The sequence below is a fragment of the Saccharopolyspora flava genome, assembly GCF_900116135.1.
GTDB lineage: Bacteria > Actinomycetota > Actinomycetes > Mycobacteriales > Pseudonocardiaceae > Saccharopolyspora > Saccharopolyspora flava.
The window spans coordinates 74,322-99,591 of record NZ_FOZX01000008.1; the positions used below are offsets into that span (position 1 = coordinate 74,322).

Annotated in this window: 28 protein-coding genes; 18 read left to right on the top strand and 10 right to left on the bottom strand. The window is 68.9% G+C overall.

The features are described 5' to 3' along the window. The first annotated feature begins 93 nt into the window (after nt 1-93). The 5 genes from BM424_RS21120 to BM424_RS21140 all read left to right on the top strand — a co-directional run bounded on the left by BM424_RS21120 (nt 94) and on the right by BM424_RS21140 (nt 4,932). Nucleotides 94-1,308 (top strand): PucR family transcriptional regulator, encoded by a 1,215-nt coding sequence (locus tag BM424_RS21120; protein ID WP_175548201.1) that lies wholly within the window; start codon nt 94-96, stop codon nt 1,306-1,308. Between the two features lie 171 nt (nt 1,309-1,479). Beyond that, entirely contained in the window at nt 1,480-2,400 is a 921-nt protein-coding gene (locus BM424_RS21125; protein WP_093420866.1) for an ACP S-malonyltransferase, read from the top strand. Further along, nucleotides 2,397-3,377 (top strand): beta-ketoacyl-ACP synthase III, encoded by a 981-nt coding sequence (locus tag BM424_RS21130; protein ID WP_093420868.1) that lies wholly within the window; start codon nt 2,397-2,399, stop codon nt 3,375-3,377. The genes BM424_RS21125 and BM424_RS21130 overlap by 4 nt, the downstream gene beginning before the upstream one ends. A 74-nt stretch (nt 3,378-3,451) precedes the next feature. Further along, nucleotides 3,452-3,691 carry an acyl carrier protein gene (locus BM424_RS21135; protein ID WP_093420871.1) on the top strand — a complete coding sequence of 80 codons (240 nt, stop codon included), beginning with the start codon at nt 3,452-3,454 and terminating at the stop codon, nt 3,689-3,691. Next, nucleotides 3,688-4,932: a beta-ketoacyl-[acyl-carrier-protein] synthase family protein gene (locus BM424_RS21140; RefSeq protein ID WP_093420873.1), complete on the top strand. Its 1,245-nt coding sequence runs from the start codon at nt 3,688-3,690 to the stop codon at nt 4,930-4,932. Before BM424_RS21135 ends, BM424_RS21140 begins: the two co-directional genes overlap by 4 nt. Before the next feature lie 55 nt (nt 4,933-4,987). Here BM424_RS21140 and BM424_RS21145 read toward each other — a convergent pair whose 3' ends face one another. After that, entirely contained in the window at nt 4,988-5,560 is a 573-nt protein-coding gene (locus tag BM424_RS21145) for a hypothetical protein (protein ID WP_139274121.1), read from the bottom strand. Nucleotides 5,561-5,609: 49 nt separating this feature from the next. Continuing rightward, entirely contained in the window at nt 5,610-6,125 is a 516-nt protein-coding gene (locus tag BM424_RS21150; protein ID WP_093420878.1) for a DUF3145 domain-containing protein, read from the bottom strand. Between the two features lie 385 nt (nt 6,126-6,510). On the opposite strand from BM424_RS21150, the gene BM424_RS21155 reads away from it, so the two are divergent. Continuing rightward, on the top strand, nt 6,511-7,743 hold the full coding sequence (locus tag BM424_RS21155; protein ID WP_093420881.1) for a hypothetical protein: 1,233 nt from the start codon (nt 6,511-6,513) through the stop codon (nt 7,741-7,743). Between the two features lie 10 nt (nt 7,744-7,753). Here the strand turns inward: BM424_RS21155 and BM424_RS21160 are convergent, their stop codons facing one another. The 3 genes from BM424_RS21160 to BM424_RS21170 all read right to left on the bottom strand — a co-directional run bounded on the left by BM424_RS21160 (nt 7,754) and on the right by BM424_RS21170 (nt 9,972). Next, entirely contained in the window at nt 7,754-8,377 is a 624-nt protein-coding gene (locus BM424_RS21160) for a hypothetical protein (RefSeq protein WP_093420883.1), read from the bottom strand. 117 nt (nt 8,378-8,494) lie between these two features. Beyond that, a complete protein-coding gene (locus BM424_RS21165; protein WP_093420886.1) occupies nt 8,495-9,484 on the bottom strand; it encodes a WD40 repeat domain-containing protein in 990 nt (329 codons plus the stop codon). After that, entirely contained in the window at nt 9,481-9,972 is a 492-nt protein-coding gene (locus BM424_RS21170; protein WP_093420888.1) for a SigE family RNA polymerase sigma factor, read from the bottom strand. Before BM424_RS21170 ends, BM424_RS21165 begins: the two co-directional genes overlap by 4 nt. Nucleotides 9,973-10,272: 300 nt before the next feature. Here BM424_RS21170 and BM424_RS21175 point away from each other — a divergent pair, with 300 nt between their 5' ends. The 3 genes from BM424_RS21175 to BM424_RS21185 all read left to right on the top strand — a co-directional run bounded on the left by BM424_RS21175 (nt 10,273) and on the right by BM424_RS21185 (nt 13,600). After that, a complete protein-coding gene (locus BM424_RS21175; RefSeq protein ID WP_093420891.1) occupies nt 10,273-11,097 on the top strand; it encodes an LLM class F420-dependent oxidoreductase in 825 nt (274 codons plus the stop codon). A 164-nt stretch (nt 11,098-11,261) separates the two neighbouring features. Continuing rightward, nucleotides 11,262-13,397, top strand: coding sequence for a carbon starvation CstA family protein (locus BM424_RS21180; RefSeq protein ID WP_175548202.1), 2,136 nt, complete (start codon nt 11,262-11,264; stop codon nt 13,395-13,397). Beyond that, complete coding sequence (locus tag BM424_RS21185; protein WP_093420893.1) at nt 13,394-13,600, top strand: YbdD/YjiX family protein; 207 nt, start codon at nt 13,394-13,396, stop codon at nt 13,598-13,600. The genes BM424_RS21180 and BM424_RS21185 overlap by 4 nt, the downstream gene beginning before the upstream one ends. A gap of 45 nt (nt 13,601-13,645) precedes the next feature. On the opposite strand, the gene BM424_RS21190 is transcribed toward BM424_RS21185, so the two are convergent. After that, a complete protein-coding gene (locus BM424_RS21190; protein ID WP_175548203.1) occupies nt 13,646-14,269 on the bottom strand; it encodes a TetR/AcrR family transcriptional regulator in 624 nt (207 codons plus the stop codon). A gap of 120 nt (nt 14,270-14,389) precedes the next feature. Between BM424_RS21190 and pobA the strand changes: the two genes are divergently transcribed. The 3 genes from pobA (at nt 14,390) to BM424_RS21205 (ending at nt 16,829) form a co-directional block, all read left to right on the top strand. Then, complete coding sequence (gene pobA / locus BM424_RS21195; RefSeq protein ID WP_093420899.1) at nt 14,390-15,562, top strand: 4-hydroxybenzoate 3-monooxygenase; 1,173 nt, start codon at nt 14,390-14,392, stop codon at nt 15,560-15,562. 143 nt (nt 15,563-15,705) lie between these two features. Continuing rightward, on the top strand, nt 15,706-16,410 hold the full coding sequence (locus tag BM424_RS21200) for a class I SAM-dependent DNA methyltransferase (RefSeq protein ID WP_093420901.1): 705 nt from the start codon (nt 15,706-15,708) through the stop codon (nt 16,408-16,410). 218 nt (nt 16,411-16,628) lie between these two features. Further along, nucleotides 16,629-16,829 (top strand): cold-shock protein, encoded by a 201-nt coding sequence (locus BM424_RS21205; RefSeq protein WP_093420904.1) that lies wholly within the window; start codon nt 16,629-16,631, stop codon nt 16,827-16,829. Between the two features lie 184 nt (nt 16,830-17,013). Here BM424_RS21205 and BM424_RS28510 read toward each other — a convergent pair whose 3' ends face one another. Together BM424_RS28510 and BM424_RS21215 are read right to left on the bottom strand one after the other, a co-directional pair. Further along, a complete protein-coding gene (locus tag BM424_RS28510; protein ID WP_139274122.1) occupies nt 17,014-19,056 on the bottom strand; it encodes an NACHT domain-containing protein in 2,043 nt (680 codons plus the stop codon). 111 nt (nt 19,057-19,167) lie between these two features. Beyond that, nucleotides 19,168-19,551, bottom strand: a complete 384-nt coding sequence (locus BM424_RS21215) for a nuclear transport factor 2 family protein (RefSeq protein ID WP_139274123.1) — start codon at nt 19,549-19,551, stop codon at nt 19,168-19,170. A 314-nt stretch (nt 19,552-19,865) separates the two neighbouring features. Here BM424_RS21215 and BM424_RS21220 point away from each other — a divergent pair, with 314 nt between their 5' ends. The 3 genes from BM424_RS21220 to BM424_RS21235 are packed head-to-tail and all read left to right on the top strand — an operon-like array spanning nt 19,866 to nt 22,169. Then, complete coding sequence (locus BM424_RS21220; protein WP_245776020.1) at nt 19,866-20,102, top strand: hypothetical protein; 237 nt, start codon at nt 19,866-19,868, stop codon at nt 20,100-20,102. A 42-nt stretch (nt 20,103-20,144) separates the two neighbouring features. Then, nucleotides 20,145-21,857 (top strand): alpha/beta hydrolase, encoded by a 1,713-nt coding sequence (locus tag BM424_RS29550; RefSeq protein ID WP_245776021.1) that lies wholly within the window; start codon nt 20,145-20,147, stop codon nt 21,855-21,857. 3 nt (nt 21,858-21,860) lie between these two features. Then, nucleotides 21,861-22,169, top strand: coding sequence for a hypothetical protein (locus BM424_RS21235; RefSeq protein ID WP_093420913.1), 309 nt, complete (start codon nt 21,861-21,863; stop codon nt 22,167-22,169). 85 nt (nt 22,170-22,254) lie between these two features. On the opposite strand, the gene BM424_RS21240 is transcribed toward BM424_RS21235, so the two are convergent. Beyond that, complete coding sequence (locus tag BM424_RS21240; RefSeq protein WP_245776022.1) at nt 22,255-23,355, bottom strand: NsdA family TPR-like regulatory protein; 1,101 nt, start codon at nt 23,353-23,355, stop codon at nt 22,255-22,257. 271 nt (nt 23,356-23,626) lie between these two features. Between BM424_RS21240 and BM424_RS28515 the strand changes: the two genes are divergently transcribed. From BM424_RS28515 to BM424_RS21250, 3 genes are all read left to right on the top strand, one after another. Further along, nucleotides 23,627-23,839: an HC3 family zinc finger protein gene (locus tag BM424_RS28515; RefSeq protein WP_139274124.1), complete on the top strand. Its 213-nt coding sequence runs from the start codon at nt 23,627-23,629 to the stop codon at nt 23,837-23,839. A 23-nt stretch (nt 23,840-23,862) separates the two neighbouring features. Beyond that, nucleotides 23,863-24,102, top strand: coding sequence for a hypothetical protein (locus BM424_RS21245; protein WP_139274125.1), 240 nt, complete (start codon nt 23,863-23,865; stop codon nt 24,100-24,102). 69 nt (nt 24,103-24,171) lie between these two features. Further along, nucleotides 24,172-24,558: a transcriptional regulator gene (locus BM424_RS21250; RefSeq protein ID WP_093421334.1), complete on the top strand. Its 387-nt coding sequence runs from the start codon at nt 24,172-24,174 to the stop codon at nt 24,556-24,558. A 102-nt stretch (nt 24,559-24,660) separates the two neighbouring features. Here the strand turns inward: BM424_RS21250 and BM424_RS21255 are convergent, their stop codons facing one another. Next, nucleotides 24,661-25,242, bottom strand: coding sequence for an NUDIX hydrolase (locus tag BM424_RS21255; protein WP_093421337.1), 582 nt, complete (start codon nt 25,240-25,242; stop codon nt 24,661-24,663). Between the last annotated feature and the right edge of the window lie 28 nt (nt 25,243-25,270).

The window sequence follows — 25,270 nt, forward strand, 5'->3', positions numbered from 1 at the left end:
AACGCAGTGAATACGAATGCCGGTCGCGTGAGCCGTCTCGCTTCGTCGCGCGCCCCACGACCGCGCCGATCTCGGGCGTGCGATTCTGTCGGCATGAGTACCGAAGACGCTGGTGAGCGGGACACCGGTACGCAAGATCACGTGTGCGCCGCGACGCTGCGGCGGTTGGAGCGGGCCTCGGGCGGCCTCGCCGGGGCCAGCATCACCGCGATGGAGCAGCGACTCCCCTGGTTCCAGCGGCTGCCCGCCGACCAGCGAGCGAGCGTGCAGCTGGTGACCCAGACCGGGGTCTCCAACTTCGTGGCGTGGATGCAGGACTCCAGCCAGTCCATCCGGCTGACCGCCGAGGCGTTCCGCAACGCGCCCCGCGACCTGTCCCGCTGGGTCAGCCTGCGGCAAACGCTGGAACTCGTCCGCGTCGCCATCGACGTCTTCGAGCAGCAGCTCCCGGAGCTGGCCGAGAAGGAGCACGAGCGGTTCGTGCTGCTGGAGGCGATCCTGCGCTACACCCGCGAGATCGCCTTCGCCGCCGCCACCTCCTACGCCGCCGCGGCCGAGTCGCGCGGCGCGTGGGATGCCCGGCTCGAAGCGCTGGTCGTCGACGGCATCGTGCGCGGCGACGCCGAGGAATCGCTGCTCTCCCGCGCCGCCGCGCTGGGCTGGGACCCCGCTTCCGAGGCCACCGTGCTGGTCGGCAACGCCCCCTCCGACGACCCGCCGACCGTCGTCTACCAGGTGCGCAGCAAGGCCGCGCGGATCGGCTGCCCGGTGCTGCTGGGCGTGCAGGGCTCGCGGCTGGTGGTCGTCTTCGGCGGCACCGGCGACGACCGCCACAACGACGAGATCGCGCTCGGCCTGACCGAGGCCTTCGGCGAGGGACCCGTGGTGGCCGGACCGAGCATGCCGAGCCTGGCCGACGCGCACCGCTCCGCCGCCGACGCGATGTCGGCGCTGCGCTCGGTGGTGGCCTGGCCGACCGCGCCCCGCCCGGTGCCCTCCGCCGACCTGCTTCCGGAACGCGCGCTGGCCGGCGACCCGGAGGCCGAGCGGCAGCTGGTCGAGCGCATCGTGCTGCCGCTGGTCGACGCGGGCGGCGCGCTGATGGAGACCGTCGACACCTACCTGGAGGTCGGCGGCGTGCTGGAGAACTGCGCCCGCCAGCTCTACGTGCACCCCAACACCGTCCGCTACCGGCTCCGGCGCGTCGCCGAGCTGACCGGGCGCACGCCCTCCAACGCCCGGGACGCGCACGTGCTCCGGGTCGGGCTCGCCGTGGGCAGGCTGGCCAAGGCGCGCGGCCTGTGGTGACGGCCGTCTCGCTCCCCTCGCGGAGTGACCGCCCGGACACGCCCGACAACAATTCCCCAGTTAAGAACCCCTGCTCAGGGTGGTGCTTGTAGACACTCCACAACATTGCGAGCCGGGTTTCGTCCTCGTCGGCATCACCCCGCTCCCGCGCCCGGGTGTTCAGTAGCAAGAGTGATCGCGCTTCTCGCTCCCGGACAGGGGTCGCAGGCCCCGGGGATGTTCAACCCGTGGCTGGAGCTCGACGGCGTCGAGGAACGCCTCGGGCGCTGGTCGGAGCTCACCGGCCTGGACCTGATCCAACTCGGCACCACCGCGGAGGCCGACGAGATCAAGGACACCGCGGTGACCCAGCCGCTGGTCGTCGCCCTGTCGCTGATCGCGGCCGAGGAGCTGCGCCGCCGCTTCGACGTCCCCGCCGACACCCCGGTCGCCGGCCACTCGGTGGGTGAGCTCGCCGCGGCCGCCGTCGCCGGCGCGCTGTCGCCCGACGACGCCGTGGCGCTGGCCGCGGTGCGCGGCCGCGAGATGGCCGCCGCCTGCGCCCTGGAGCCCACCGGGATGGCGGCGGTGCTCGGCGGCGACGAGCAGACCGTGCTGGAGACGCTGGAGCGCCTCGGTCTCGACCCGGCCAACCGCAACGGTGCCGGTCAGATCGTCGCGGCGGGCAAGAACGGCGCGCTGGAGCAGCTGGCCGCCGAGCCGCCGGAAGGCGCTCGCGTCCGCCCGCTGCCGGTCGCCGGGGCCTTCCACACCCGCTTCATGGCACCGGCCCGGGACACCCTTGCCAAGCACGCCGAGGACGTCGAGGCCACCGACGCGGTGCTGCCGCTGCTGTCCAACGCCGACGGCGCGGTGATCACCTCCGCCGACGACATCCTCGGGCGCCTGGTCAGCCAGGTGACCAGCCCGGTGCGCTGGGACAGCTGCATGACCGCCCTGGGCGAGCGCGGCGTGGACGCCGTGGTCGAGTTCCCGCCCGCGGGTGCGCTGACCGGAATGGTGCGCCGCGCGCTCAAGGGCGTTCAGACGATCGCCCTGAAAACCCCTGCCGACCTGGACAAGGTCGCCGACCAGCTCGGGAGCGCCGCGTGAGCCTGCCCCGCATCGCATCGAAGCCCGCCGTGGCGGGCACCAAGCTGCTGGGCTTCGGTAGCACCCAGGGCAACCGGATCGTCACCAACCACGACCTGGCCAAGATCGTCGACACCAACGACGAGTGGATCCAGCAGCGGGTCGGGATCGTGCACCGCCGCCTCGGCGACGAGGACCAGACGGTGGTCAGCATGGCCGTGGAGGCCGGCGCCAAGGCCGTCGCCGACGCCGGGCTGGACCCGTCCGACGTGGACCAGGTGATCGTCGCGACCTGCACGATGCCCGGCGGCATCCCCAACGCCGCGGCCCAGGTCGCCGACCAGATCGGCATCAAGGCCAAGAGCGCCTACGACCTCAACGCCGCCTGCGCCGGGTTCGTCTACGCGATCGCGCAGGCCTCCGACGCGGTGCGCGCGGGTTCGGCGCGCAACGTGCTGGTCATCGGTTCCGAGCGGTTCCAGGAGTGGCTGGACTGGGAGGACCGCGCCAACTGCATCATCTTCGCCGACGGCGCGGGCGCCTGCGTGGTCGGCGCCGCCGAGGAGCCGCAGCTCGGGCCGGGCGTGCTGGGCAGCGCCGGTGACCTGGTGGACACCATCTACCTGCGCGAGAACAAGTACATCTACCAGGAGGGCCAGTCGGTCTTCCGGTGGGCGACGACCCAGATCGCGCCGGTGGCCATCGAGGCCGTCGAGGCCGCGGGGCTGCAGCTCTCCGACATCGACGTGCTGGTGCCGCACCAGGCGAACCTGCGCATCGTCGAGGCCATCGCCAAGAAGCTGCAGACCAAGGGTGCCCGCGACGACCTGATCGTCGCGCGTGACATCGTCTACTCCGGCAACACCTCGTCGGCGTCGATCCCGCTGTCGATCGATCACATGCGGGCGGCCGGGGAGATCCCCAGCGGCGCCGTCATGCTCCTCGTGGGCTTCGGGGCCGGGCTGTCCTACGCCGCCCAGGTCGCCGTCTGCCCCTGATCACCACCAGAAAGCCACCGCCAGGCCCCAGGCCCGCCGGTAGGGACGTAAGAACCAGGAAGGGAACGAAACCAGTGTCGAACGAAGAAATCACCCAGGGTCTCGCCACCATCGTCGAGGAGGTCGCGGGCACCGACGCCGACGACGTGACCACCGACAAGTCCTTCGTCGACGACCTGGACATCGACTCGCTGTCCATGGTGGAGATCGCCGTGCAGGCCGAGGACAAGTTCGGCGTCAAGATCCCCGACGACGAGCTGGCCAACCTCAAGACCGTCGGCGATGCGGTCGACTACATCGTCAAGAACAAATGACCCGCGAAGTCGTCATCACCGGGCTGGGCGCGACGACACCGCTCGGCGGTGACGTGGCGTCCACTTGGGACGGGATCCTCAACGGTGCCAGCGGCATCCGCCGCATGGAGGCCGAGTGGCTCGACACCTACGAGCTTCCCGCCAAGATCGGTGCCTCGCTGGCGGTCGACCCGAGCGAGGTGCTGCCCCGCGTGCAGCTGCGCCGGATGGACCGCTGCGAGGCCATCGCGGTCATCGCGGCCCGCGAGGCGTGGGTGGATGCCGGCTTCGAGATGCCAACGGACGAGTCCGAACCGGTCGACCCGGATCGGCTCGGCGTGGCGCTGGGCACCGGCATCGGTGGCCCGCTGACCCTGCTGCAGCAGGACGACCTGCTGGAAGCGGGTGGCCTGCGCAAGGTTTCACCGCTGACCGTGCCGATGCTGATGCCCAACGGGCCTGCGGCGATGGTCAGCCTGGAACTGCGCGCTCGCGCCGGTGTGCACTCGCCTGCCTCGGCGTGCGCGTCCGGTGCGGAGGGCCTGGCCAAGGCCGCCGACATGATCCGGTACGGGCAGGCCGACGTGGTGGTGGCCGGTGGTGCGGAGTCCTGCATCCACCCGATCACCATCGCCGGTTTCGCCCAGGCCCGGACCCTGAGCACCCGCAACGACGAGCCGGAGCGCGCCTCCCGCCCGTTCGACGCGGACCGCGACGGGTTCGTGATGGGCGAGGGCGCCGGTGTGGTGATCCTGGAGAGCGCCGAGCACGCGAAGGCGCGCGGTGCGCGGATCTACGGCCGCCTGGCCGGATCCGGCATCACCTCGGACGCCTACCACATCACCGGCAGCCACCCGGACGGTCTGGGGCAGGTCGCGGCCATGCGCAAGGCGCTGGAGGCCGCCGAGCTGCAGCCGTCCGACATCGGGCACGTCAACGCGCACGCCACCTCGACCGTGGTCGGTGACGTGGGCGAGGCGAACTCGGTGCGCAAGGCCATCGGGGACGGCGCGGTCGTGACCGCGCCGAAGGGTTCCCTCGGGCACCTGGTCGGCGGGGCCGGGGCGGTCGAGAGCATCGTCACGATCCTCTCGCTGCACCACGGCGTCATCCCGGCGACGCAGAACCTGGAGAACCTCGACCCCAAGGTGGAGCTGGACGTGGTGGCCGACAAGCCGCGGCACGTCGAGCAGACCGCCGCCATCAACAACGCCTTCGGCTTCGGCGGCCACAACGTGGCCCTCGCCTTCACCAAGGCTTGATCCCGATCGCGGGGGCGGGCGCGTTCCCGTCCCCGCGTTCCGGTGTTCCCGGATCTCAGCCGCAGCGCTCGGCGATGGCGCTGTTCGGCAGCTTGCTGATGTCCAGCACGGCGTTGCCGTGCTCGTCCACGACGACCGGGTAGACGACGTTCCACGCCACGCAGGTGGCCTTGACCTGCGGCGGCGCGTCCTCGAGGCTCTGCTCGCTCTTGAAGCTGAGCATGACCAGCGCGGAGCGGTCCTGGCCCGGGTCGATGCGGTGCACCTTGATCTCGTAGTCCCGGGTGGTGTCGTAGGCCTCGGTCCACTTGCTCTGCGGCAGCTCGCGCCACTTGCTGGGCGGGACCGTGGACTTCCACAGCTCGTAGTTCTTGCGGTTGATGCCGTCGAAGTAGTTGTCCAGCAGGCCCTCGATGATCCGCTGGTCCGGGTAGGCCGCGGCGTCCGGCGTGTACTCGACGCCGGAGCGCGACACCACGCCCTGCTGCGCGGGCGCGCCCTGGACGGCGAGGACGCGCTGGTCGCGCTCGGTGTCGTAGACGTTCTGGGCCAGCAGCACCCCGCCACCTCCGGCAGCGAGCAGCACGACGACGGCGAGCGGGATGCCCCATTTCAGCCAAGAACGCACGGGCACAGCTTCGCACAACCGAATCATCCGGGTGCGCGGTTCCCCGAAATCAGCCGACGCGGTGCAGCACGGTGACGGGTGCGCCGTCTCCCGCGCGGCGGAAGGGCTCGAGGGCGTCGTCCCACGCGGCGCCGAGCAGCTGCTCGACGCGGTGCGCGAAGGACTCCGGGCCCTTGGCGTTCGCCGCGAGCGTGCGGAGTTGATCTTCGGTCACGACGATGTCACCATTGGCGCTGGTGCAGGCGCGCCAGAGACCGAGTCCGGGCGCGTGGCAGTACCGCTGCCCGTCGACCCCGGTGCTGGGGTCCTCGGTGATCTCGAAGCGAAGCATGGGCCACGCGCGCAGCGCGGTCACCAGGCGTGCTCCGGTACCCGGCTCGCCCGTCCAGGTGCACTCCGCGCGGAGTTGCCCTGGGGCTGCCGGTTGCGCCGTCCAGCGGAGTTCCGTCCGAGTGCCGAGTGCGCCGGAAATCGCCCACTCGACGTGCGGGCAGACCGCAGACGGCGACGAGTGGATGTAGACCACACCGCTGGTGAGGCCACTGTCGCTGCCACGGGTGCTCACTGCTGACCTCCGCTATTCGACGAGGGACGTCTTCCCCTACGACCTCGCGAACCCGGCGATCACCAGCTGCGGCGTCATTCTGCATCGCCGGTGGAGATCTCCGCCACCGCGACATCAACACGCGTCCAGCGCCGAAAACGCCCGGTACCAGCCGAGACCACTCCCGCCCCGGCGACCAAGATTCACTGAAACCGCTGATCCGAGCGCCGCAGCGGGTGATCGGGATCCCTCGGACGCAGCAACGGCACCTCGGCAGACGAGTGGCGATTACCACTCGATCGGGCGAATGCGCGATCCCGGGGACGCGGCGTGCCGGGCCCCGCTACCGTCGTCCGGGCCGGTCCGGAAAGGCCTGGCACACCGGAACTCCCGAGGAGGAGGCCTGATGCACCTGGTGCGGCTCGGAGCGGAACCGACCGAGGTCGGCGCCGACATCCGGGCGGCCATCGCCGCCTGGGGCGCCGGCCGCTCGGTGCTCGGCGGTGTCGCCGTGCTCGGCTGCCGTCCCGCGGGCGGTCCGCGCGAGCTGGACGCGGTGATCGTGCTGCCGCGCGGGGTGATCGTAGTGCTCGGCGTGGACCTCCCGGAACCGGCGCTGAAGCTGGAGGCCCCGGCGGGCACGCCGTGGACGGTGGACGGCTGGCCGCTGGTGCGCACCGAGGGCAAGGTCAACCCGGCGCAGGAAGGGCTGGAGTCGGCCGCCGCGCTGGCCCGCGGGTTGCAGTCGCGCGGCCTGGAACCGCTGCCGGTGGCGGCGGTCGTCGCGGTCGGGCCCTACGTCGGTCAGGTCACCCAGCCGACCACCGACCTGCACCGCGGGGTGCGGGTCGTCTCGCCGAACACCACGTCGGTGCTGTCGGCGGCGCGCGAGCTGGCGACCTACGAGAGCCCGTGCGGCGCGGGGTCGGCGCGGGCGCTGCTGGAGGTGCTCGGCGCCGAGGTCACCGACGAGCAGCTGGTCGAGGAGGGGTTCCCGGCCTCGCCGGAGGTGGACCTGGCCCGCGTCGAGACCGCCCTCATCCCGAAGTACTCCGAAGCCCCGCCCGCCAGGCCTGCCCGGCCGGCGCCGCGCGGCAGGCTGATCGGCATCGCGGTCGCGCTGCTGGTGTGCGCGGTGGCCGGTGCCCTGCTGGGGTCGCTGCTGCTGGGGTCGCCGTCGGCGAGCCCGCCGGTGCCCGCGCAGCGGGTCGACGGGGTGGAGTTCGCGCTGCGCGCCGCCGATCACGTGGCCGCGTGCGCGCCGAACTCCTACGGCGACGTGCAGCGGTGGTTCCAGCAGCAGCCGTGCCGGAGCCTGCGGCGCGGGGTGTTCGAGACGCACGTGGGCCCGTCGCCGGTGGCGGTGTCGGTGGCGATCGCGGACGTAGCCGATCCTGATTCGGCGACGCGGCTCCGGGAGCTGCTGGAGTCGGCGGGGACCGGCGGTGTCACCGATCTCGTCGCGCAGGGCCGCGGCTGGCCGGGCGGTCCCCGTGAGTTCGGCGACGCGGCGCAGGCCGTGCAGCAGAGCGGATCTCAGGTGCGGGTCGTGCAGGTCGTGTGGTCGCAACGCCCCTCCCACCCCGAGGACCTGGAGCTGCGCGCGATGGCCGAACGCGCCCTGCGGCTCGACCCGTAAAAACGATCCCTCAAGCCCGTTCGCGGTCGGTGACGCGGGTTTCCTCGCGGCGCTGGACCGGGACCGGGCGGGGTCCCTTGGTGAGGTAGGGGTTGCCGAGCCTGGTGAGGAACAGCATCGGCGCGTACAGCGGCACCACCGCGGCCAGCGCGGCGGCGGTGACCCCGGCGCGCACGACGTCGTTGGGGAACAGCGTCGCGGAGTCCAGGAACCGCCGGGACAGGTGCGCGGTGATCCACAGCAGCAGCACGAAGCCCACCATCCCGGCCAGCGCCGCGAGCATCGCGGGCCGGTAGCCGAGCCGTTCGGCGCCGAGCATCACCGCGACCCAGCCGAGCAGCGCGGGCAGCTGGCCGCGTTCGGTGGTGGCCGCCCAGAGCAGCCCGCCGAACAGGGCGAGCCCACCGCCGCTGCGCTGCCAGGTCTCGGTGACCCGCTCCGCCCAGCCGCCGCCGGTCATCCCGAAGCGGGCGGCGAGGTCGCCGAGCACGCCCAGCGCGCTCGGCGCGTCGTCCGGGTCGACGAACTGCCCGGCGATCCACGCCAGCGCCCACAGCGACACGCAGCACGCGACGATCTGCTGCCACCGGGGCCGGTCCAACGCCACGAACACCAACCGCCGCAATCCCCGCACGACACCCCAACCTTCCGCGACCGCCTCCGGTGCACCCCGACGACGACGGGGCCTCAACGACAATGGGCCACCGCGACGCCCGCGACCAACCTGTCTCCCTCGCTTGGGTGAAGGGGGTCAGAAGGTGGCGGGGACGCGGCAGTCGCGGGGAAGCGGGATCGGCAGGATCTGCGCCCCGTCGACGAGCCACTGCCCCCGGCCGGGCATCGCGACCAGGGCGCGCCCCTGCACGTCGGTCGACAAGCCCACGGGACCCGCGGTGAGCTGCGGCGTGGCGAAGGGCGTGCCCGCGGCGATCTTGCGTCCGGTGTCGGCGGCGTAGGTGGCGACCCGGGCGCGGTCGAGCGCCGTGCAGTCGGCCGGTTCCAGCACCGCGATGTCGCGGCCTGCTCCGGTGATCGCCAGCGGCGCGCAAGACCCGGTCGGAACCCGCTCCGCACCCTCCACAGTGGTCGGTTCGGGTCCGGTGAGCAGCAGTTCGGCAGGGCCGCCGCGCTCGGCGAGCAGCGCCAGCCTGCCGTCGCCGGACAGCGCCAGGTCGAGCACCCGCAGGCCCGGGGTCGGCAGGTCCCGGCGAGCGCCGCCCGCCCACACCACGACCCGGTCCCCGTCGGCGTAGGCGAGGCGGCCGCCGTTGGCGGTCAGCGCGCGCCCGTCGGCGGTCTCGGCGAGCTGCCGCTGCCCGCCCGCGGCGACCTCGACCACCCGGCCACCGTCCGCAGTGGACACCGCGGCGTACACCCGGTCCGCGTCGCCGGCCAGGTCGGTCACCTCTCCCCCGTCGATCCGGGCCAGCTCGGTCCGCTCGCGGCCGGAGGTGACGTCGAACGAGGCGATCACTCCCCCGTTCACGGCGGCCAGGTAGTCGCCGGGACGCACGCTCACGGGCTGCGGCGTCGGCGTCTGGACGCTCACCGCGACGCCCGCGAACACCGCCACCACCGCGGCGGCGGCGACGATCAGGAACGTCGGTCTCCGGTACGGCGCGCGACGGCGCCGGGCGGCCGACAGCAGCGTGGGCAGCGCGTCCGGCGCCGGTTCGACGTCGGCGACCGCCCGCTGCAGCCGGGCGCGCACCAGCTCGGTGTCGCGATCGAGTTCGTTCACACCCTCTCCCCCAGCAGTTCCGACAACCGCGCCACCCCGCGCGAGCAGTAGGACTTCACCGAGCCCTGGCTGCACCCCATCACCTCGGCGGTGCGGATCTCGCTCAGATCGGCGTAGTAGCGCAGCACGATCGCCTCCCGCTGCCTGCGCGGCAGCCGCGCGAGCGCCTGGGCGAGCACCGCGCGGTCGAGGCCGCGCCCGGTGTCGTCGGGCAGGCTGTCGTGCACGGCCAGCTTCGGCAGGTACTTGCGCGCCACGAGGCGTCGCCGCAGCGTCGACCGGGCCCGGTTGAGCACCGCCTGCCGCAGGAAGGCCAAGGCCTTGTCGGGATCGCGCAACCGGGTTCGCGAGTCGAAGACGCGCAGGTAGGCGTCCTGCACGATGTCCTCGGCGGTGGCGCGGTCGTCCACCAGGAGCACGGCGATGCGCAGCAGGTGCGCGTAGTGCTCCTGGTAGAGGTCGGTCAGCTTGCTCGTCAGCTCGTCCATGACCGCCGACCTGTCACCCGGCCGGACGGTCGCAGGCATTGCGATCGACACCGTCACATCTGTGCACGACGCCCGGGGCCCCCTCCTGGGTTGTGGCCGGATTTCGGTTGTGACCGAATCGGCAGCGATCAACGGCGGCGACTCTACCGACGCGCGGCCGTGTTGATCAGTCCGTCCGGCGCATTCACGCCACCGGCCCACACCGCTGCCCCGTCTTGCCGTCCCCCGCCCGCACCGGTAGGGCTGGTTCCGCCACTCGCACCGCCGAGCGGGGTGACCGTTCCTGAGAGAGGAGTCCGCATGAAGTTCGGTATTTCGACCTTCATCACCGATGAGGGCATCGCGCCCGTGGATCTCGGGAGGGCTTTGGAGGAGCGCGGTTTCGACGCGCTGTTCCTCGCCGAGCACACCCACATCCCGGCCAGCCGCGAGTCGCCGTACCCGGGCGGCGGGGAGCTGCCGCGGATCTACTACCGGACGCTGGACCCCTTCGTGGCGCTGTCGGCGATCGCGCCGGTCACCGAGAACCTGCTGCTGGCCACGGGTATCGCGCTGGTCGTCGAGCGCGATCCGATCACCACCGCCAAGGAGGTCGCCAGCCTCGACCTGATCTCGGGCGGCCGGGCGGTCTTCGGCGTCGGCGCGGGCTGGAACCGCGAGGAGATGCGCAACCACGGCACCGACCCGCGCACCCGCGGCAGGCTGATGGACGAGCGGATCAAGGCGATGCGCGAGATCTGGACGCAGGAGACCGCCGAGTTCCACGGCGAGTTCGTCGACTTCGACCCGATCTACGCGTGGCCGAAGCCGGTGCAGGACCCGCACCCGCCGGTCTACATCGGGGGTGAGAGCGAGCGCTCGATCGCCCGGGTCGCCGAGTTCGGCGACGGCTGGCTGCCGCGCGGCGGCACCGAGAACCTCGGCGACCTCATCTCCCGGGTGCGCGACGAAGCGGGGAAACGGGTTCCGGTCACGCTGTTCGGCGCCGAGGACGACGCCGCGAAGCTCGCCCGCTACGCCGAGGACGGCGTGGATCGCGCGCTGCTGATGCTGCCGACGCTCCCGCGCGACGAGACGCTGCGCGCGCTCGACGAGCTGGCCGCGCTCACCCGCGACGTCGGGTGAGGACTTCACATCCTGATTACGCTGGTGAAACGGGCTGGACATTCCAGACGCGCGCGCCGATGCTCTAGAACTGCTGTGCACACGCGTCTCGCACAGCAGGATTGGAGTCCGAGACGGTGGCTACGACAACGGCCCCGAGCGGTGGTTCGGCTCGGAAGCGCAGAATGAGTGCCAAGGAAATCGTGGTCTGGGTGCTGGTCGCGCTCGTCGGCGCGGTCAGCTGGGGCGTGATCGCGCTGGTGCGCGGTGAGGAGATCTCGGCCGCCTGGCTGGTCTTCGCGGCGCTGGCCTCCTACGCCATCGCCTACCGCTTCTACGCGCGGTTCATCGCCAAGCGGGTCCTGGGGACCGACGACGAGCGGGCGACTCCGGCCGAGCGGCTCAACAACGGTGCCGACTTCCACCCGACCGACCGGCGGGTGCTGTTCGGTCACCACTTCGCCGCGATCGCCGGTGCCGGCCCGCTGGTGGGTCCGGTGCTGGCCGCGCAGATGGGATATCTGCCCGGCACGATCTGGATCATCCTCGGCGTCATCTTCGCCGGTGCGGTGCAGGACATGGTGGTGCTGTTCTTCTCCACCCGCCGCAACGGCCGCAGCCTGGGCCAGATGGCCCGCGAGGAGATCGGCCCGGTGGGCGGCGTGGCGGCGCTGATCGCCGTGCTCGCCATCATGATCATCCTGCTGGCGGTGCTGGCGCTGGTCGTGGTGGGTGCACTGAAGGGGTCGCCGTGGGGCGCGTTCTCCATCGGCATGACTATCCCGATCGCCCTGTTCATGGGCTTCTACCTGCGCTACCTACGGCCGGGCAAGATCGTCGAGGTGTCGGTGATCGGCATCGTGCTGCTGCTGGCCGCGATCGCCGGCGGCAGCTGGGTGGCCGAGTCCGGGATGGCGGAGTTCTTCACCCTCACCGGCAACGAGGTCACCTTCGCGCTGATCATCTACGGTTTCATCGCCTCGGTGCTGCCGGTGTGGATGCTGCTGGCGCCGCGCGACTACCTGAGCACCTTCATGAAGGTCGGCGTCATCGTGCTGCTGGCGGCGTCGATCCTGATCGCGATGCCGGCGATGCAGACCGCGGCGGTCACCGACTTCGCGCTCAACGGCAAGGGCCCGGTGTTCTCCGGTGCGCTGTTCCCGTTCGTGTTCATCACGATCGCCTGCGGCGCCCTGTCCGGGTTCCACGCGCTGATCTCGTCGGGCACGACGCCGAAGATGATCGAGAAGGAATCGCAGATCCGGGTCATCGGCTACGGCGGCATGCTCACCGAGTCGTTCGTGGCGATCATGGCGCTGGCCGCGGCCTGCATCATCGATCCGGGCATCTACTTCGCGATGAACATGCCCGCCAACGCGCTCGGCGAGACGGTGCAGTCGGCGTCGCAGGCGGTGGCCGGCATCGGCTTCCACGTCACCCCCGAGCAGCTGTCGGCGGCCGCCGCGGCCGTCGAGGAGGAGACCCTGGTGGGCCGCAGCGGCGGTGCACCGACCCTGGCGCTGGGCCTGTCCGAGGTGTTCTCGCAGGTCATCGGCGGGGACGCGATGAAGGCGTTCTGGTACCACTTCGCGGTGATGTTCGAGGCGCTGTTCATCCTGACCACTGTGGACGCCGGGACCCGAGTGGGCCGGTTCATGCTGCAGGACACCGTCGGCAACGTGTGGAAGCGCTTCGGCGACGTCAGCTGGAAGCCGGGCAACTGGCTGGCCAGCGCGATCATCGTGGGCGCCTGGGGCTACTTCCTGTGGGCGGGCGTGAACGACCCGCTGGGCGGCATCAACCAGCTGTTCCCGCTGTTCGGCATCGCCAACCAGCTGCTGGCGGCGGTGGCGCTCGCGGTGGCCACGACCCTGCTGATCAAGGCGGGCAAGGCGAAGTACGCGTGGGTGACGCTGGTCCCGCTGGCCTGGGACGCGGCGGTGACGCTGACCGCGAGCTGGCAGAAGATCTTCTCCTCCGACGCCAAGATCGGGTTCTTCGCGCAGCGCGCGTCCTACCAGGCGGCGCTGGACGCCGGGCAGACCAGCAAGGGCACGGCCTCCACCGTGGAGGAGATGCAGAAGGTGGTGGTCAACTCCACTGTGGACGGCGTGCTGAGCGTGCTGTTCGCGGTGCTGATCATCATCGTGCTGGTGGACGCGGTGCGCGTCTGGATCAAGGCGCTGCGCACCACCGAGCCGCTGCCCAGCACCGAGGCCGAGTACGTCCGCTCGGAGCTGTGGGCGCCCGCGGGCCTCGTCCCGACGGCCGAGGAGCGCCGGAAGCAGAAGGAGCTCGCGTCCTCCGGGAGCGGCAGTTGACCGGGACGACCCTGACCAGGCTGCGCGGATCCGTCCGCGCGGCCTGGCAGATCGTGCGCGGCGTGGTGGGCGAGACGGCCTACGAGACCTACCTCGAACACCACCGCACGCACCACCCCGGCCGGACGCCGATGTCCGAACGCGAGTTCTGGAAGGCCCACATCGACAAACAGGACACCAACCCCGGGTCCCGCTGCTGTTGATGGGTGGGGACAGTTTTCATGAAAACTGTCCCCACCCCCAGGAACTCAGAGGTCGGAGGTTTCCGCGGAAACCTCCGGCCTCTTCCTCGTTCCGGCCAGCACCACGTCGACGAGATCGACGACGTGGTCGCCGTTCTGGGAGTCGAGCAGGTGCGCGGGCGTGGTGTGCACGTGGTTGGTGACCGCGCCCGCCACCAGGTCGGCGACCAGGGCGACCGAGGTGTCCGGCGGCAGCTCGCCGCGGTTGATGCCGCGGCGGACGATCGCGCGCGTGGCGCGGATGTGCTCCGGGTAGGGGTCCTCGGCGAACGCCTCGGCCAGCCGAGGCGAGAACGTGGCGTCCACGCTCAGCCGGAAGATCAGCACGCCCTCGTCGGTGCGCAGGTAGTCGCGCCAGCCGCGGGCGAAGGCCAGCAGGTCCTCGCGCAGCGAACCGGTGTCGATCTCGGCGATGAACCCGGCGCGCTCGCGCACCGCCGCGACCAGCAGCGCGGCCTTGTCCGGCCAGCGCAGGTACAGCGAGCCCTTGCCGATGCCGGAGCGGCGGGCGACCTCGTCGAGGGAGAACCCGCTCCAGCCGCGCTCGGCGTAGACGGTCCGCGCGGCGGCCAGCGCGCGCTGCTCGACCCCGGGATCGCGGGGTCGCCCCGATCGCTGCGCCTTCGCCACGCGCACATCCTGGCATCCGCCGGTCCGGTTTCCGTCCAGCGGTAGCGGAGGCATCGTGCGAGGGGGTCTCGGATCCGACAGTGTTGCTCGTCAGTGCTCCCGGAGAAGTGAGGCCGTGCTGTGCGTACTCAGGTCGCGATCGTCGGCGGTGGTCCCGCCGGTCTGCTGCTGTCCCACCTGCTGCACCTGCAGGGCATCGACTCGGTGGTGCTGGAGCGGCGCAGTCAGGAGTACGTCCAGCAGCGGGTCCGCGCGGGAGTGCTGGAGCAGGGCACCGTCGACCTGCTGCGGGAGGTCGGCGTCGGCGAGCGGATGCTGCGCGAGGGCGACCGGCACGAGGGCGTGCACCTGCAGTTCGACGAGGAGCGGCTGCACATCCCGTTCACCGAGCTCACCGGCCGCGCGATCACCGTGTACGGGCAGCAGGAGGTCGTCAAGGACTTCAACGAGCGGCGCCGCGCCGACGGCGGGCAGGTGCTGTTCGAGGTCGGCGACGTCGCCGTGCACGACGTCACCACCGACAGCCCGAGCGTGACCTTCACCCACGACGGGCGGGCGCAGGTGCTGCACGCGGACTTCGTCGCCGGCTGCGACGGGTTCCACGGCGTGTGCCGCGACGTCATCCCGCCGGACGTGCGGCGGGTCTACGAGCGCGTGTACCCGTTCGGCTGGCTGGGGATCCTGGCCGAGGTGGCGCCCTCCACCGACGAGCTGATCTACGCCAACAACGAGCGCGGGTTCGCCCTGCACAGCATGCGCTCGTCCACGATCAGCCGCTTCTACCTGCAGTGCGCCCCCGACGAGCAGCTCGGCGAGTGGTCCGACGAGCGGATCTGGGACGAGCTGCGCACCCGGCTGGCCGCGCCGGGCTGGAAGTTGCAGGAGGGGCCGATCATCGACCGCTCGGTGACGGCGATGCGCAGCTTCGTGGCCGAGCCGCTGCGCCACGGCAGGCTGTTCCTGGCCGGGGACTCGGCGCACATCGTGCCGCCGACGGGCGCGAAGGGCCTGAACCTCGCGGTGGCCGACGTGGACCGGCTGGCGGAGGCGCTGGTCGACCGCTACCGCACGGGCAGCGAGGCCGGCCTGGACGAGTACTCGGCGAAGTGCCTGGAGCGGGTCTGGCGGGTGCAGCACTTCTCGTGGTGGATGACGTCGCTGACGCACCGCTTCGACGGTCCCGACCAGGCCTTCGACCGCCGCCTGCAGCGCTCCCAGTTCGACTACCTCCGCTCCTCGCAGGCCTCGGCGACGACCCTCGCGGAGAACTACGTCGGCATGCCGCTGCGCTGACCGCTCCCGCCCCGGGTGACCGGAATACGGCGGTATTCCGGCACCCGATTACCGCCGTAATCCGGCACCCGATTACGGCGGTAATCCGCGTCGAACGCCGGGACCCGGAAAACCGGTTTCGGTCGGCTCCCCGGTGCGCAAGCATGGCCCACGTGGATTTCGAGACGTTTGACGCGCGGGGGTACCGGACGGTCGATGTCCGGACCGGGTACGGCGAGTGGGTCGCCCACTACGAGAACACCGTCGAGGACGTGATGGACCTGGCGCTGCTGGAGCGCCTGGCCGAACCGTCGTGGCCGGAGATCGGGCGGGCGGCCGATCTCGGCTGCGGCACCGGCCGCACCGGGCAGTGGCTGCGGGACCGGGGCGTGCGGCACGTCGACGGCGTCGACGTCACCCCGGAGATGCTGGACCTGGCCCGCCGCAGAGGCGCCCACGAGCAGCTGCTGGAGGCCGACGCCTCGGCGACCGGACTGCCCGGTGAGTCCTACGACCTGGTGATCTGCTCGCTGATCGACGAGCACCTGCCGGACCTGCGCCCGCTCTACGCCGAAGCGCACCGCCTGGCCACCCCGGGAGCGGCGTTCGTGCTGGTCACCTACCACCCGCACTTCATCATGACCTCCGGCATGCCCACCCACTACACCAACGCCGACGGCGAGCCGGTCGCGATCGCCACCCACGTCCACCTGATCAGCGACCACGTCGCGGCGGGCGTCGGCGCGGGCTGGCGCCTGGCGGAGCTGCACGAGAACGTCATCGACGACGACTGGCTGCGCATCAAGCCCAAGTGGGAGCGCTTCCGCAACCACCCCTTCTCAGCCGCCTACACCTGGCGCAAGAACTAGCCCGCGTGTCCGGTGTGGTCCCGGGCCGAGGTGTGTAAGCTGGGCTGCGGTCGTTGTTTTTCTGGGTTCGTGTTCGCGCACGCTCGCAGGATTGTGATGCGAGCGAGCTGCTGTCCCCCCTGGTTGCAGTTGGAATAGCCGCCGTTCGAGATCTCCGGCCCGGGCTCCCGCGCGGTGCGGGCGCCCGTCACACGCTCCAACTCCCAGGAGGAGAAGACATGGCACAGGGAACCGTGAAGTGGTTCAACGCTGAAAAGGGCTTCGGCTTCATCGCCCCGAACGACGGTGGCCCGGACGTGTTCGTCCACTACTCGGCCATCGACGCCAGCGGCTTCCGCAGCCTCGAGGAGGACCAGCAGGTCACCTTCGAGGTCACCCAGGGCCCGAAGGGCCCGCAGGCCAGCTCGGTCCGCGTCTGAGCCTCGTTCCTGATCTAGCAGGAACCAACGCCGACTGCTCACCTCGGTGAGCGGTCGGCGTTCTGCTTTGTAGACGACTCGCCGTCGCCTGAGCGCGATCGACGACAACCCGCACTCGGCTTCGATCGCGGCCGAGGATGCGGTTGCACCGAACACGTGTCCAGGCTGACGCTGGATCTCCCGTTCAACCTCGATCAGCCAAATGGTCCTGCAGGCGAGAATGGCGGAACTGGAACACAGCACCGGTCCTGCGCAGCACTTGACGCTCGTAGGCGTGTTCCAGGAACTTCCTGGGACGCCACGCCATCCGCCCGGTCAGCGGCAACCAAAGACGCGTGAAGAGAATCCAGTTTCCCCAGGGCGAGATCGCCAATCGGACCACTCCGATGCAGAACCCGTTGACGAGCGCGAGAGCAGCCCCGGGCAAGACTCCGAGCACGGGAATGGACACCGCCCCGTACGTGATGCCGAACGCGAGAAACGCACCGGCCGCTCGCACGAGCGCGACAGCGCGGTCAATCTTCAAGAAATCCCACGAGTCAATCTCGTGCGAGTCGTTCCCCTCCCCGAAGATCGCAACGAGGAAGTTGCCGATACCGAAAACGAGACCACTGATTCCCCCCACGAACAGACCGGCCAGGATTCCATCCACGGCACTGTGCACCGGGTCGAGAGCAACCCCGAATTCAGGCTCAAGCATATAATAGTTCAGGATCCCGAAGCTCGGCACTCCCATGGCGAGGCTCAGAATTGTGAGCCCTAACCCGTTGAGGAGCCCGAACTGAAATCCGTCAGCGAAATCTGGCGCCCCCTGCCGCTGCCCCGACCGGGGAGCGCTTTTCGACGGTTTCCACCGCATCCTGAGCCGCAACCTCTCAGGACCGCGCACAGGACCACCACGAGGGAACCTCTTCTCATTGACCAGGCCGCCGGCAAGCCCGACCGCCAGCCCGCCACCGATTGCAAAAAGAACACCGTCACTCAGGAAGACCAATCCCGCGGACCCCACGGCGAGAGAAACTACAACCGCAAAAACAAGAACTCGAGTGCCTCGATAAAGAGAAGCAGGGAGACTCCACCACATCAAATCAAGAGTGCCCCGACGAACGAGCCCCTCGGCTAAGCTACCAAGCCATTCGCGCGCAAGATCCGGATCCCACCCCTCATCCCTCGGACCACCATCGCGCAGGTAGGCTATGGAAAGGTAGGAGCTCCACAGATGCTCTTCAATCTCCCCAACCGTGTGAAATCGTTCAAGGAGCTCCTTTGGTTCCCTTCCCCCGTCGTTGTAGATGGCGCGAGCGAGCGTGACGTTCAGCGGACTGGTCAAGACATGAGCGAGAGCCGGCTTCTCAGAGCCGGCCGGAACGCCGTTCAGCGCTTTGAACACCTCCGCCCAGCCAGGAGAACGACCCACGGCAGTACTAGACGACAGGTAGCGCTCAGCCTCGCCAGAGGCGAGTTCGTGAATTTTGATGGCAGCCGCACGGCTGATGGGTCGCGCCTCACGAGCAGCTCGTGAGTATTCACTCGGCCTGCTGGTGAACACGAACGGCAGATCCAGAGAACTGATTTGACGAATCGCTCGTTTCCGGCGGCTTTCGGGTATCTCGTCAAAACCATCCAGGACCGGGAGAATAGATCCGCGATCTAAGAGGTGTTGCGCCATGCTCCGCCTGGCCACGTCTTCCGCACCGAGAATCGGGTGGTCACGCACGAGACGTCCTTCCAGCCAGCCTTTCAGCCGGACCTCAGGATCCCAGCCACCGAGGCTGAACAACACCGGCACCGGGGCACGGCGCTCAGCAATCAGATCCAAGATCAACCGGCGTGCGAGCACGGTCTTACCCGCACCAGCGCGCCCCAGGATCACCAACCGCTGAGACTCAACGCTCTCAAAGGTTTGCCGAATCGACCCGAATTCCCCATCCAGCTGCCCAGGGGTTCCATCCGACTGGATCTTGTCCGGATGGTCAACAAGGCCGTCGTCCGCGGCACTCCAACGCACCGACAGCACATCGCTACCGCCCAGCTCCCACCGCGCAAGCTCGTCCTTGCTTGCCTTAGCCACCGAGCGCGCAAGGACGTGAAGCAGCCGGTCATGCACCTCATCGAAGTCCAACGGCCCCACGGCGCCCACCGAGACCTTGCCGTAGTTGATGCCGATCTGGATGTTGTTCCTGGCGGGCCCGCTGGATTCGTTGTGGATCTTGGATTCCTCTGCCACCCACTCACTTTGCCGTATCCGAGCGGACACCGTGAGTAGTCACGACAGATTTTCAATCCACGGGGTGGAGACTCACCCGGTTGGCCTGCCGTCCGCTGCGGGCGCCACGTCTCAGGTCGCCACCGGTGTTCCCTGATGATGAAACATCTGCCAGCGCCCCGGGGCCACGCGACGCCACAACGAGGTGCGGTTCGACCGCCGTCCCGCGGATTCGCTGGTGTACTTCAGCATCACGACACCGTCGGCGATGAGCCACCCGCGCAGGTTCTCCACCCGGATCGGCTCGTCCTCCGGATCCGTCGCCGCCGCAACGAGATCAACCACCTCACGCCCGAACTCCCCACCGGACGAACCGAACTCGTGGAAGTCAGGCGCGAGCAGCCGCCCGAGACGCTGCGCATCGGACCGGCACGCGTTGCTCAACGACTCCCGCTCAGCCGCCATCGCCTCCGCGACCTGCCCATCAACCCCACCAGCCACGTCGCCCTCACCCATGCGAAGAACTATGGCACCAACGCCCACCGGATCACCGCCGCAACACCAAAGCCAGCAGATCAAGCTGCTGCACACATCCTCCACGGCAGCGCACACCCAGTCCCGCACCCGGCGATCCGTCCGCCATCCCCGTAGCCCTAGTCACGAGCGCACTTCTACTGCTGCTCTGTTCGAGTGGCGACGGCCGAGAATGAGTAGAACTCCGGAGTCCTCCGCAGGTCAGGCGGGTTATCGTCCCGGGCACTGACACAACGTGACCTTTGCGGAGAGGGGCCAAGTTGGTGTTGCGGATCGAGCCGTCCAGGCTCGGCGTGATGGCTGGCGACTTGGAACGGTCGACCGACGAGCTGGGGAGCGCTCAACCACTGCCGCCTGGCGATGCCGGGCCGTCGAGCGCGGCGGTTTCCGCGACGACAGCCGATCTGCTGCGGGTCGCCGCCGGATTCGTGGAGACCGTGCACCACGGCGCATCGGACCTGGACGCGAACAAGGCGACCTACAGCGGCGCGGACGACGGCAACGCCGGGATGTTCGAGCAGGTGGGGCGCTGATCGATCGTGCTGAACACATGGGTTGCCGGGAACCCCGGCGCGATGCGCGACTACGCGCAAAAGGTGAACAAACTCGGCAGCGGTGTCGAGAAGGTCGCTACAGGTACTTTCGACGCTCGGAACCAAGCGGCGTCTGAGTGGGACGGAGCCGCCTCGGAGGCATTCCAGGGTTGGACGTCTCAACAGGGCGGTGACGGTGACGCACTCGCGGGGGTGTTCCGCCGAGTCGCTACCGCTGTCGAAGGGTGGTGCGACGAGATCGACACTGTGAAGTCACGGATGGAGCAGGCGAAGCAGGTCGCCAACGATGGCGGTCTCATCGTGCTCCGTGACCTGATCTATCCACCGAAACCGCTTCCCGCAGCAGACCCGAACGCGATCCCCGGGAGCGGCACGCAGCCTCCTCAGGCCCAAAGCGAGGCGGCACGAGCGAAGCATGCGCAGGCGGAAGCCGCCTATGCGGAAGCTGAAGCCACTGTGACTCAAGCACGCGATATGGAGCGCTCGGCACACGCCGAGCTCGTCCGCGCAATGGATGCGGCCAAGAACGACATGGGCCTGATCTCCCAGGCCGGAGCGTGGGAACAGGCCGGCACGAACCCATCCAGCCCGGCGGGTATGACGCTCGCGGGCGCCGCGACCACGATGGAGACGCGCGCTGCCGAGGCGACGAAGGGCATCTTCGAGCAGGCCACTGCGCAGGGACCTGCAGCAACACGCGCCTGCTGGGATTCGCTGTCGACAGCACAACGAGGCGACCTGATGGACCGATTCCCTCAGATGATCGGGAACGGGAACGGCCTGCCCACCACTGTCCGGCACGAGGCCAACTTGTCGCTGCTCGCCAGCCAGCGTCAGGCTCTGGAATCGAAGTACCGTGCTGTGCAGCAGCGAATCGCCGACATCCGTCCTGGTGATGGTCTGGCCGCCGAGAAGGAACGGCTGGAGACGCAAAAGGAACAGCTCGAGGAGTCACTTGCCGGCCTCAAGCAGCTCGATGCGACCGCACACCGGCCCGGCCACTACCTGTTGGGCATCGATGCGACTGCGAGCGGTGGCCGCGGACAAGCCATCATTGCGAACGGTAATCCGGACACAGCGCAGAACGTCATGACGACTGTGCCGGGAACCTACTCCGACCTCGGCGACGTCATGAACTACTCGACTGACGCCGACAAGGTCATGCAGCGCGCCCAGGCGCTCGAACCCAACCAGTCCTTCGCCTCGATCACCTACGCCGGGTACGAGTCACCACCGAGCCTCCCGGACGCCGCCAATGGCCGCTTCGCCGAGGAAGGAAGCCGCGGACTCTCGGAGTTCCAAGAAGGGCTGCGCGTCAGCCACGAACTCGACCAGCCCAGCAACAACACGGTCATCGGGCACTCGTACGGGACTACGGAGGTCGGGTACGCCGCACGGGATCACGGCATCCACGCGGACAACATCGTGTTCCTCGGCTCCCCCGGCGTCGGCGTCGATCACGCCAGCGAACTCGGCGTTGATCCGAACCGAGTCTGGTCGGGCACGGCCAATCTCGATGTGATCGACTACTTCACCCCATCGCCGGACCCGGCCGATTACGGCCGTCTTGAAACCACCGATGATCACTGGTTCGGCCGGAACCCATCGGATCCGAGCTTCGGCGGCCAGGAGCTCCCGGTCCACGACTGGTCCTACCACGGCGACTACTGGACATACGATGAGTCCGTTGATGGGATGGCTCGCATCGTCGCCAACCACGGCAAGGGAAACTGACTGATGAAAATCGACGCCACGAAGCCCGCAACTGCCGGGACCGTCGTAGGTTGGCTCCTTCTCGCACTGGCAATCCTCGTCTGGCTCGTCGTCATCCCCTTGACCGGGTCAGCCCTCTTCTTCGCCACCCGAATCACGGTAGAGGCCGGCTTCGCCACCATCGGAGCCGTCATCTACGGAATCCTCGGCGCGATCGGATTCAGTGCCATCGCCGCCAGCGAACACCGCTCAAGCCGCCCAGCACTCTGGATCTATCTCGCACTGCTTGCCGTAGCAATACTCACCACCGTCACACTCAATACTCAATATTGATATCTTCCCGCCTCGAAGGCAGCAGAACTTCTCTAGAGATGATCTGGCAGGTCAACGGGGCCCAGGCCCGCACCACAAGTGCCGCTTACAGCGAAGAAAGTCTTCGTTGCTGGCGGACCGAACCAATGGCGTTGGCGAGGCGCTTCGCTCGGTCCACTTCAGTTTGTAGCGCGTTTCCTTCACCTACGGACGTCAACGCCACAGCGAGATCCACGCGTAATGCAGTTTCGGCGCGAGTGAGATTCGGGTCGAGTTCAATCAGTACGCGCGACAAAACCTCGACCGCAGCTGGGTCCGCCAAGGTGGCGAGTGCGTGGCCCCGCCAGCGATCGAGGTGCACAGGATTGAGAACCACATACGGGCCGCCCGTGTCGATCGACTCGCCCCGGAGGAGTTCAGCGGCGTCATCGAACGCACCGAGACTCTCGCATGGTTGATGATGTGCAGCGAGTGCCTCGCCATATGCGGCAGCGAGCCAGGAACGCAGGAGCTGTGGACACCCAGAGCTCGCCCGCCTCTGCATCGCGCCCAGCACAGCTACAGCCTTCTCGGTTTCACCGAGGTCAAGAAGCACGAAGGCCTGTTCAGCGGATGCGTGGATCTCGTACGACTCGCTTCCGGTCTCTCGTGCAGCATGTTTCGCCCGCTCGTAGTGCTGCCATGAGTGGTGCATCTTGCCGAGGTCGAGGGCTTGCCAGCCTGCGAGGGTGTGGAGTTCGGTGAGGATGACGGCGAGTTGCTGGCGGGTGTTCCCGGGCAAGCTGTGGGTGAAGAGCTTCTCGACCTGACTCGCCTTGGCCCCGACCTCCTCGTATGCCACGACGGCGCCGAGTTGCCGGTCGATGCGCCGTATCGAGTCGAGCTGTCCGCGGAGAAGGTCCAGGAGGGTGCCGTCGATTCGACGCGACGCGTCGAGCATCTGTCGCAGTTCGGCGGTCTCGTCGTCGCACTGGGGCGGTGACAGCAGTTCGTCGATCGACAGCCCGAAGATCCGTTCAAGCAGGCGTGCTGTCACCGCTCGAACGGGGCCGAGCGGCTGTCCGTTGGGGCCGCGTCCCGTGATCAGCCGTTGCAGGTGGCGCAGGCTGAGTGTTCCGGGTTCGTCGTGCTCGCGGGCGAAGCGTTCTGCGTACTCGGTGAACTCCTCGAGGGTCTGGCGTCGTTCCCTGATCTTCTGTTCGAGCACCGTGCGAGGCGATCGCACCGCGTCTCTCCCCCGTCCACTCGCGCATGTCGTCCGCATGTCGTGTTGATGTCGTTCCGCCAATATTGGCGCGTCGAGAAGCTCATTTCAGTGAGACACGCCGCATGCCGGCTGGTCACACATCAGTCCGGCGGCGGCGCCCTCTCCGCGCTTCGGCACCGTCGCCGGACTCCCGGGCGTGGCCCGTGCCGCTGCCCCCGATCGGGCACGGGCCACGTCCGCACTGGACAGGCATCGACGTACAGGAACCGCCATGCACCCGTTTCGCTGGACACTCGCAGAGGGGAAGCGACACGCAACAACCGACCGACGCCGACTCATTGGGATTTTTCCGGTGTCCGAGCAGATCGAGACGCTGTGCGGCCGGTCCGTCGAGGTCGCCGAGCCAAGCGAACTGGCGTGGTTGTGGGAGACCTGCGCCAGCTGCAATGAGAGTGCGCATCTGCTCGTGGCGAGCGAGTCATGACGACCCGGTCGGCCGCTCTGGCCGTGCTGCTGCGCAAGACTCAATGGTTGCTCGACGATCTCGCCTTCGAGGTCGGATCCGGGCGAGCTGATCAGATCGACTTCACCGGGATCACCAGCCTGCTCGAGTCCGTCACGGCGATGCTTCGTGAGGAACAGCGAAAGAGCCCGGGTGTCGTCGACGGCGCGACGGAGTCAGCTCGGGACGGGTTCGACGAGGTGGCCGGGAGACCACAAGCGGGACGGGAAACCGGGCACCTCTGAGCTGAGGGACAACCGCGAAATCGCGTGGAGGCGTTAATCTCGGCGTCGAAGCGGATCGCGGAGGAATACGTGTCGGAGGATTGGGCTGCGGTCGCTCGCGCGATCGATCAGCGAACGCACGAGCTGGGCTTGCGGCAACGTGACGTGGCGAAGCGCGCGCAGGTATCGCAAGCGACGGTGCGCGAGTTGCAGCGGCACACAGTCATCCGCCGCAGAAGCACGCGGACGTTGGAAGCGCTGTCACTCGCGCTCGAATGGCACCCCCGGCACCTGCTTTCTCTGCTGGAAGGCCACACACCTCCCGCCGTCGACGACCCGGTTTTCCCGGAAGACGACGTGCCGACGCGCCTCGACGCGATCGAACGGCATCTGCGGGAGATCACGCAGCAGCTCGACGAGCTGAACAACCGACTTCGGGACGACCGATCAGCTGTGCGGTCCGATCGACCGGGTTGAAACAACCCCTCCGGAAGTAGGCGGGAGCAGCGAGCCGCAGCGCCGGTTGGGAAGTGCTGGATCGCAACGCCATCAACGTCTCGGATCAAGGCGGACGGGCACTTACGGCGCCTGGATGGGCTGATGCTTCCCCGCACCAGTGCCGTGTGACGTGAGGTAGTAGAGCAGCGCGACCAACGTCCCGGAGCCGAGCAGCTCTTGTCGCTGCGCCAGCTCCGGGACACGAGCCAACGGCACCCACTCGACCCGCCCGACTTCCTCAGTCTCGGTCGGCTCGCCGATGTGCTTCGCGCTGCGCCACAGGTACACATCGATCGGCGCGGTCACCTGTCCCGGCAACGGCTCGAAAGTCACAAGGTGCTCGCCATCCCCGATGGGCTCCCACCCGCTCTCCTCGACAGCCTCACGAGCCGCAGTCCCCGCCGAGGCCTCACCGTCGTCGACCATGCCGCCCAGCAGCTCATAACCCCACTGCTCGGTCGGGAACCGGTACCGCCACAGCATCAACGCCCGGTCCTGCTCATCAACGATCAAAGCAATAGCGATCCGCGCCAGGTGCACCACGTGGTACTCCCACCGCTCACCGTTCGGAGCCTCGACATCGGCCAGTCCCAACCGAACCCACCGGTTGTCATAGACCAGCCGCTCCCCGTAGGTCTTCCACGCCCCGCGCTCAGTGCTCACGAGGGGGAGCGTACGGGCGGAACCGACC

What these genes read in the sequence shown, in the direction of transcription:
- BM424_RS21120 (WP_175548201.1), top strand. Translation starts at nt 94, where the DNA reads ATGAGTACCGAAGACGCTGGTGAGCGGGACACCGGTACGCAAGATCAC.
- BM424_RS21140 (WP_093420873.1), top strand. Translation starts at nt 3,688, where the DNA reads ATGACCCGCGAAGTCGTCATCACCGGGCTGGGCGCGACGACACCGCTC.
- BM424_RS21155 (WP_093420881.1), top strand. Translation starts at nt 6,511, where the DNA reads ATGCACCTGGTGCGGCTCGGAGCGGAACCGACCGAGGTCGGCGCCGAC.
- BM424_RS21170 (WP_093420888.1), bottom strand. Translation starts at nt 9,972, where the DNA reads ATGGACGAGCTGACGAGCAAGCTGACCGACCTCTACCAGGAGCACTAC.
- BM424_RS21175 (WP_093420891.1), top strand. Translation starts at nt 10,273, where the DNA reads ATGAAGTTCGGTATTTCGACCTTCATCACCGATGAGGGCATCGCGCCC.
- BM424_RS21180 (WP_175548202.1), top strand. Translation starts at nt 11,262, where the DNA reads ATGAGTGCCAAGGAAATCGTGGTCTGGGTGCTGGTCGCGCTCGTCGGC.
- BM424_RS21200 (WP_093420901.1), top strand. Translation starts at nt 15,706, where the DNA reads ATGGCCCACGTGGATTTCGAGACGTTTGACGCGCGGGGGTACCGGACG.
- BM424_RS21205 (WP_093420904.1), top strand. Translation starts at nt 16,629, where the DNA reads ATGGCACAGGGAACCGTGAAGTGGTTCAACGCTGAAAAGGGCTTCGGC.
- BM424_RS21215 (WP_139274123.1), bottom strand. Translation starts at nt 19,551, where the DNA reads ATGGGTGAGGGCGACGTGGCTGGTGGGGTTGATGGGCAGGTCGCGGAG.
- BM424_RS21220 (WP_245776020.1), top strand. Translation starts at nt 19,866, where the DNA reads ATGGCTGGCGACTTGGAACGGTCGACCGACGAGCTGGGGAGCGCTCAA.
- BM424_RS29550 (WP_245776021.1), top strand. Translation starts at nt 20,145, where the DNA reads ATGCGCGACTACGCGCAAAAGGTGAACAAACTCGGCAGCGGTGTCGAG.
- BM424_RS21235 (WP_093420913.1), top strand. Translation starts at nt 21,861, where the DNA reads ATGAAAATCGACGCCACGAAGCCCGCAACTGCCGGGACCGTCGTAGGT.
- BM424_RS28515 (WP_139274124.1), top strand. Translation starts at nt 23,627, where the DNA reads ATGCACCCGTTTCGCTGGACACTCGCAGAGGGGAAGCGACACGCAACA.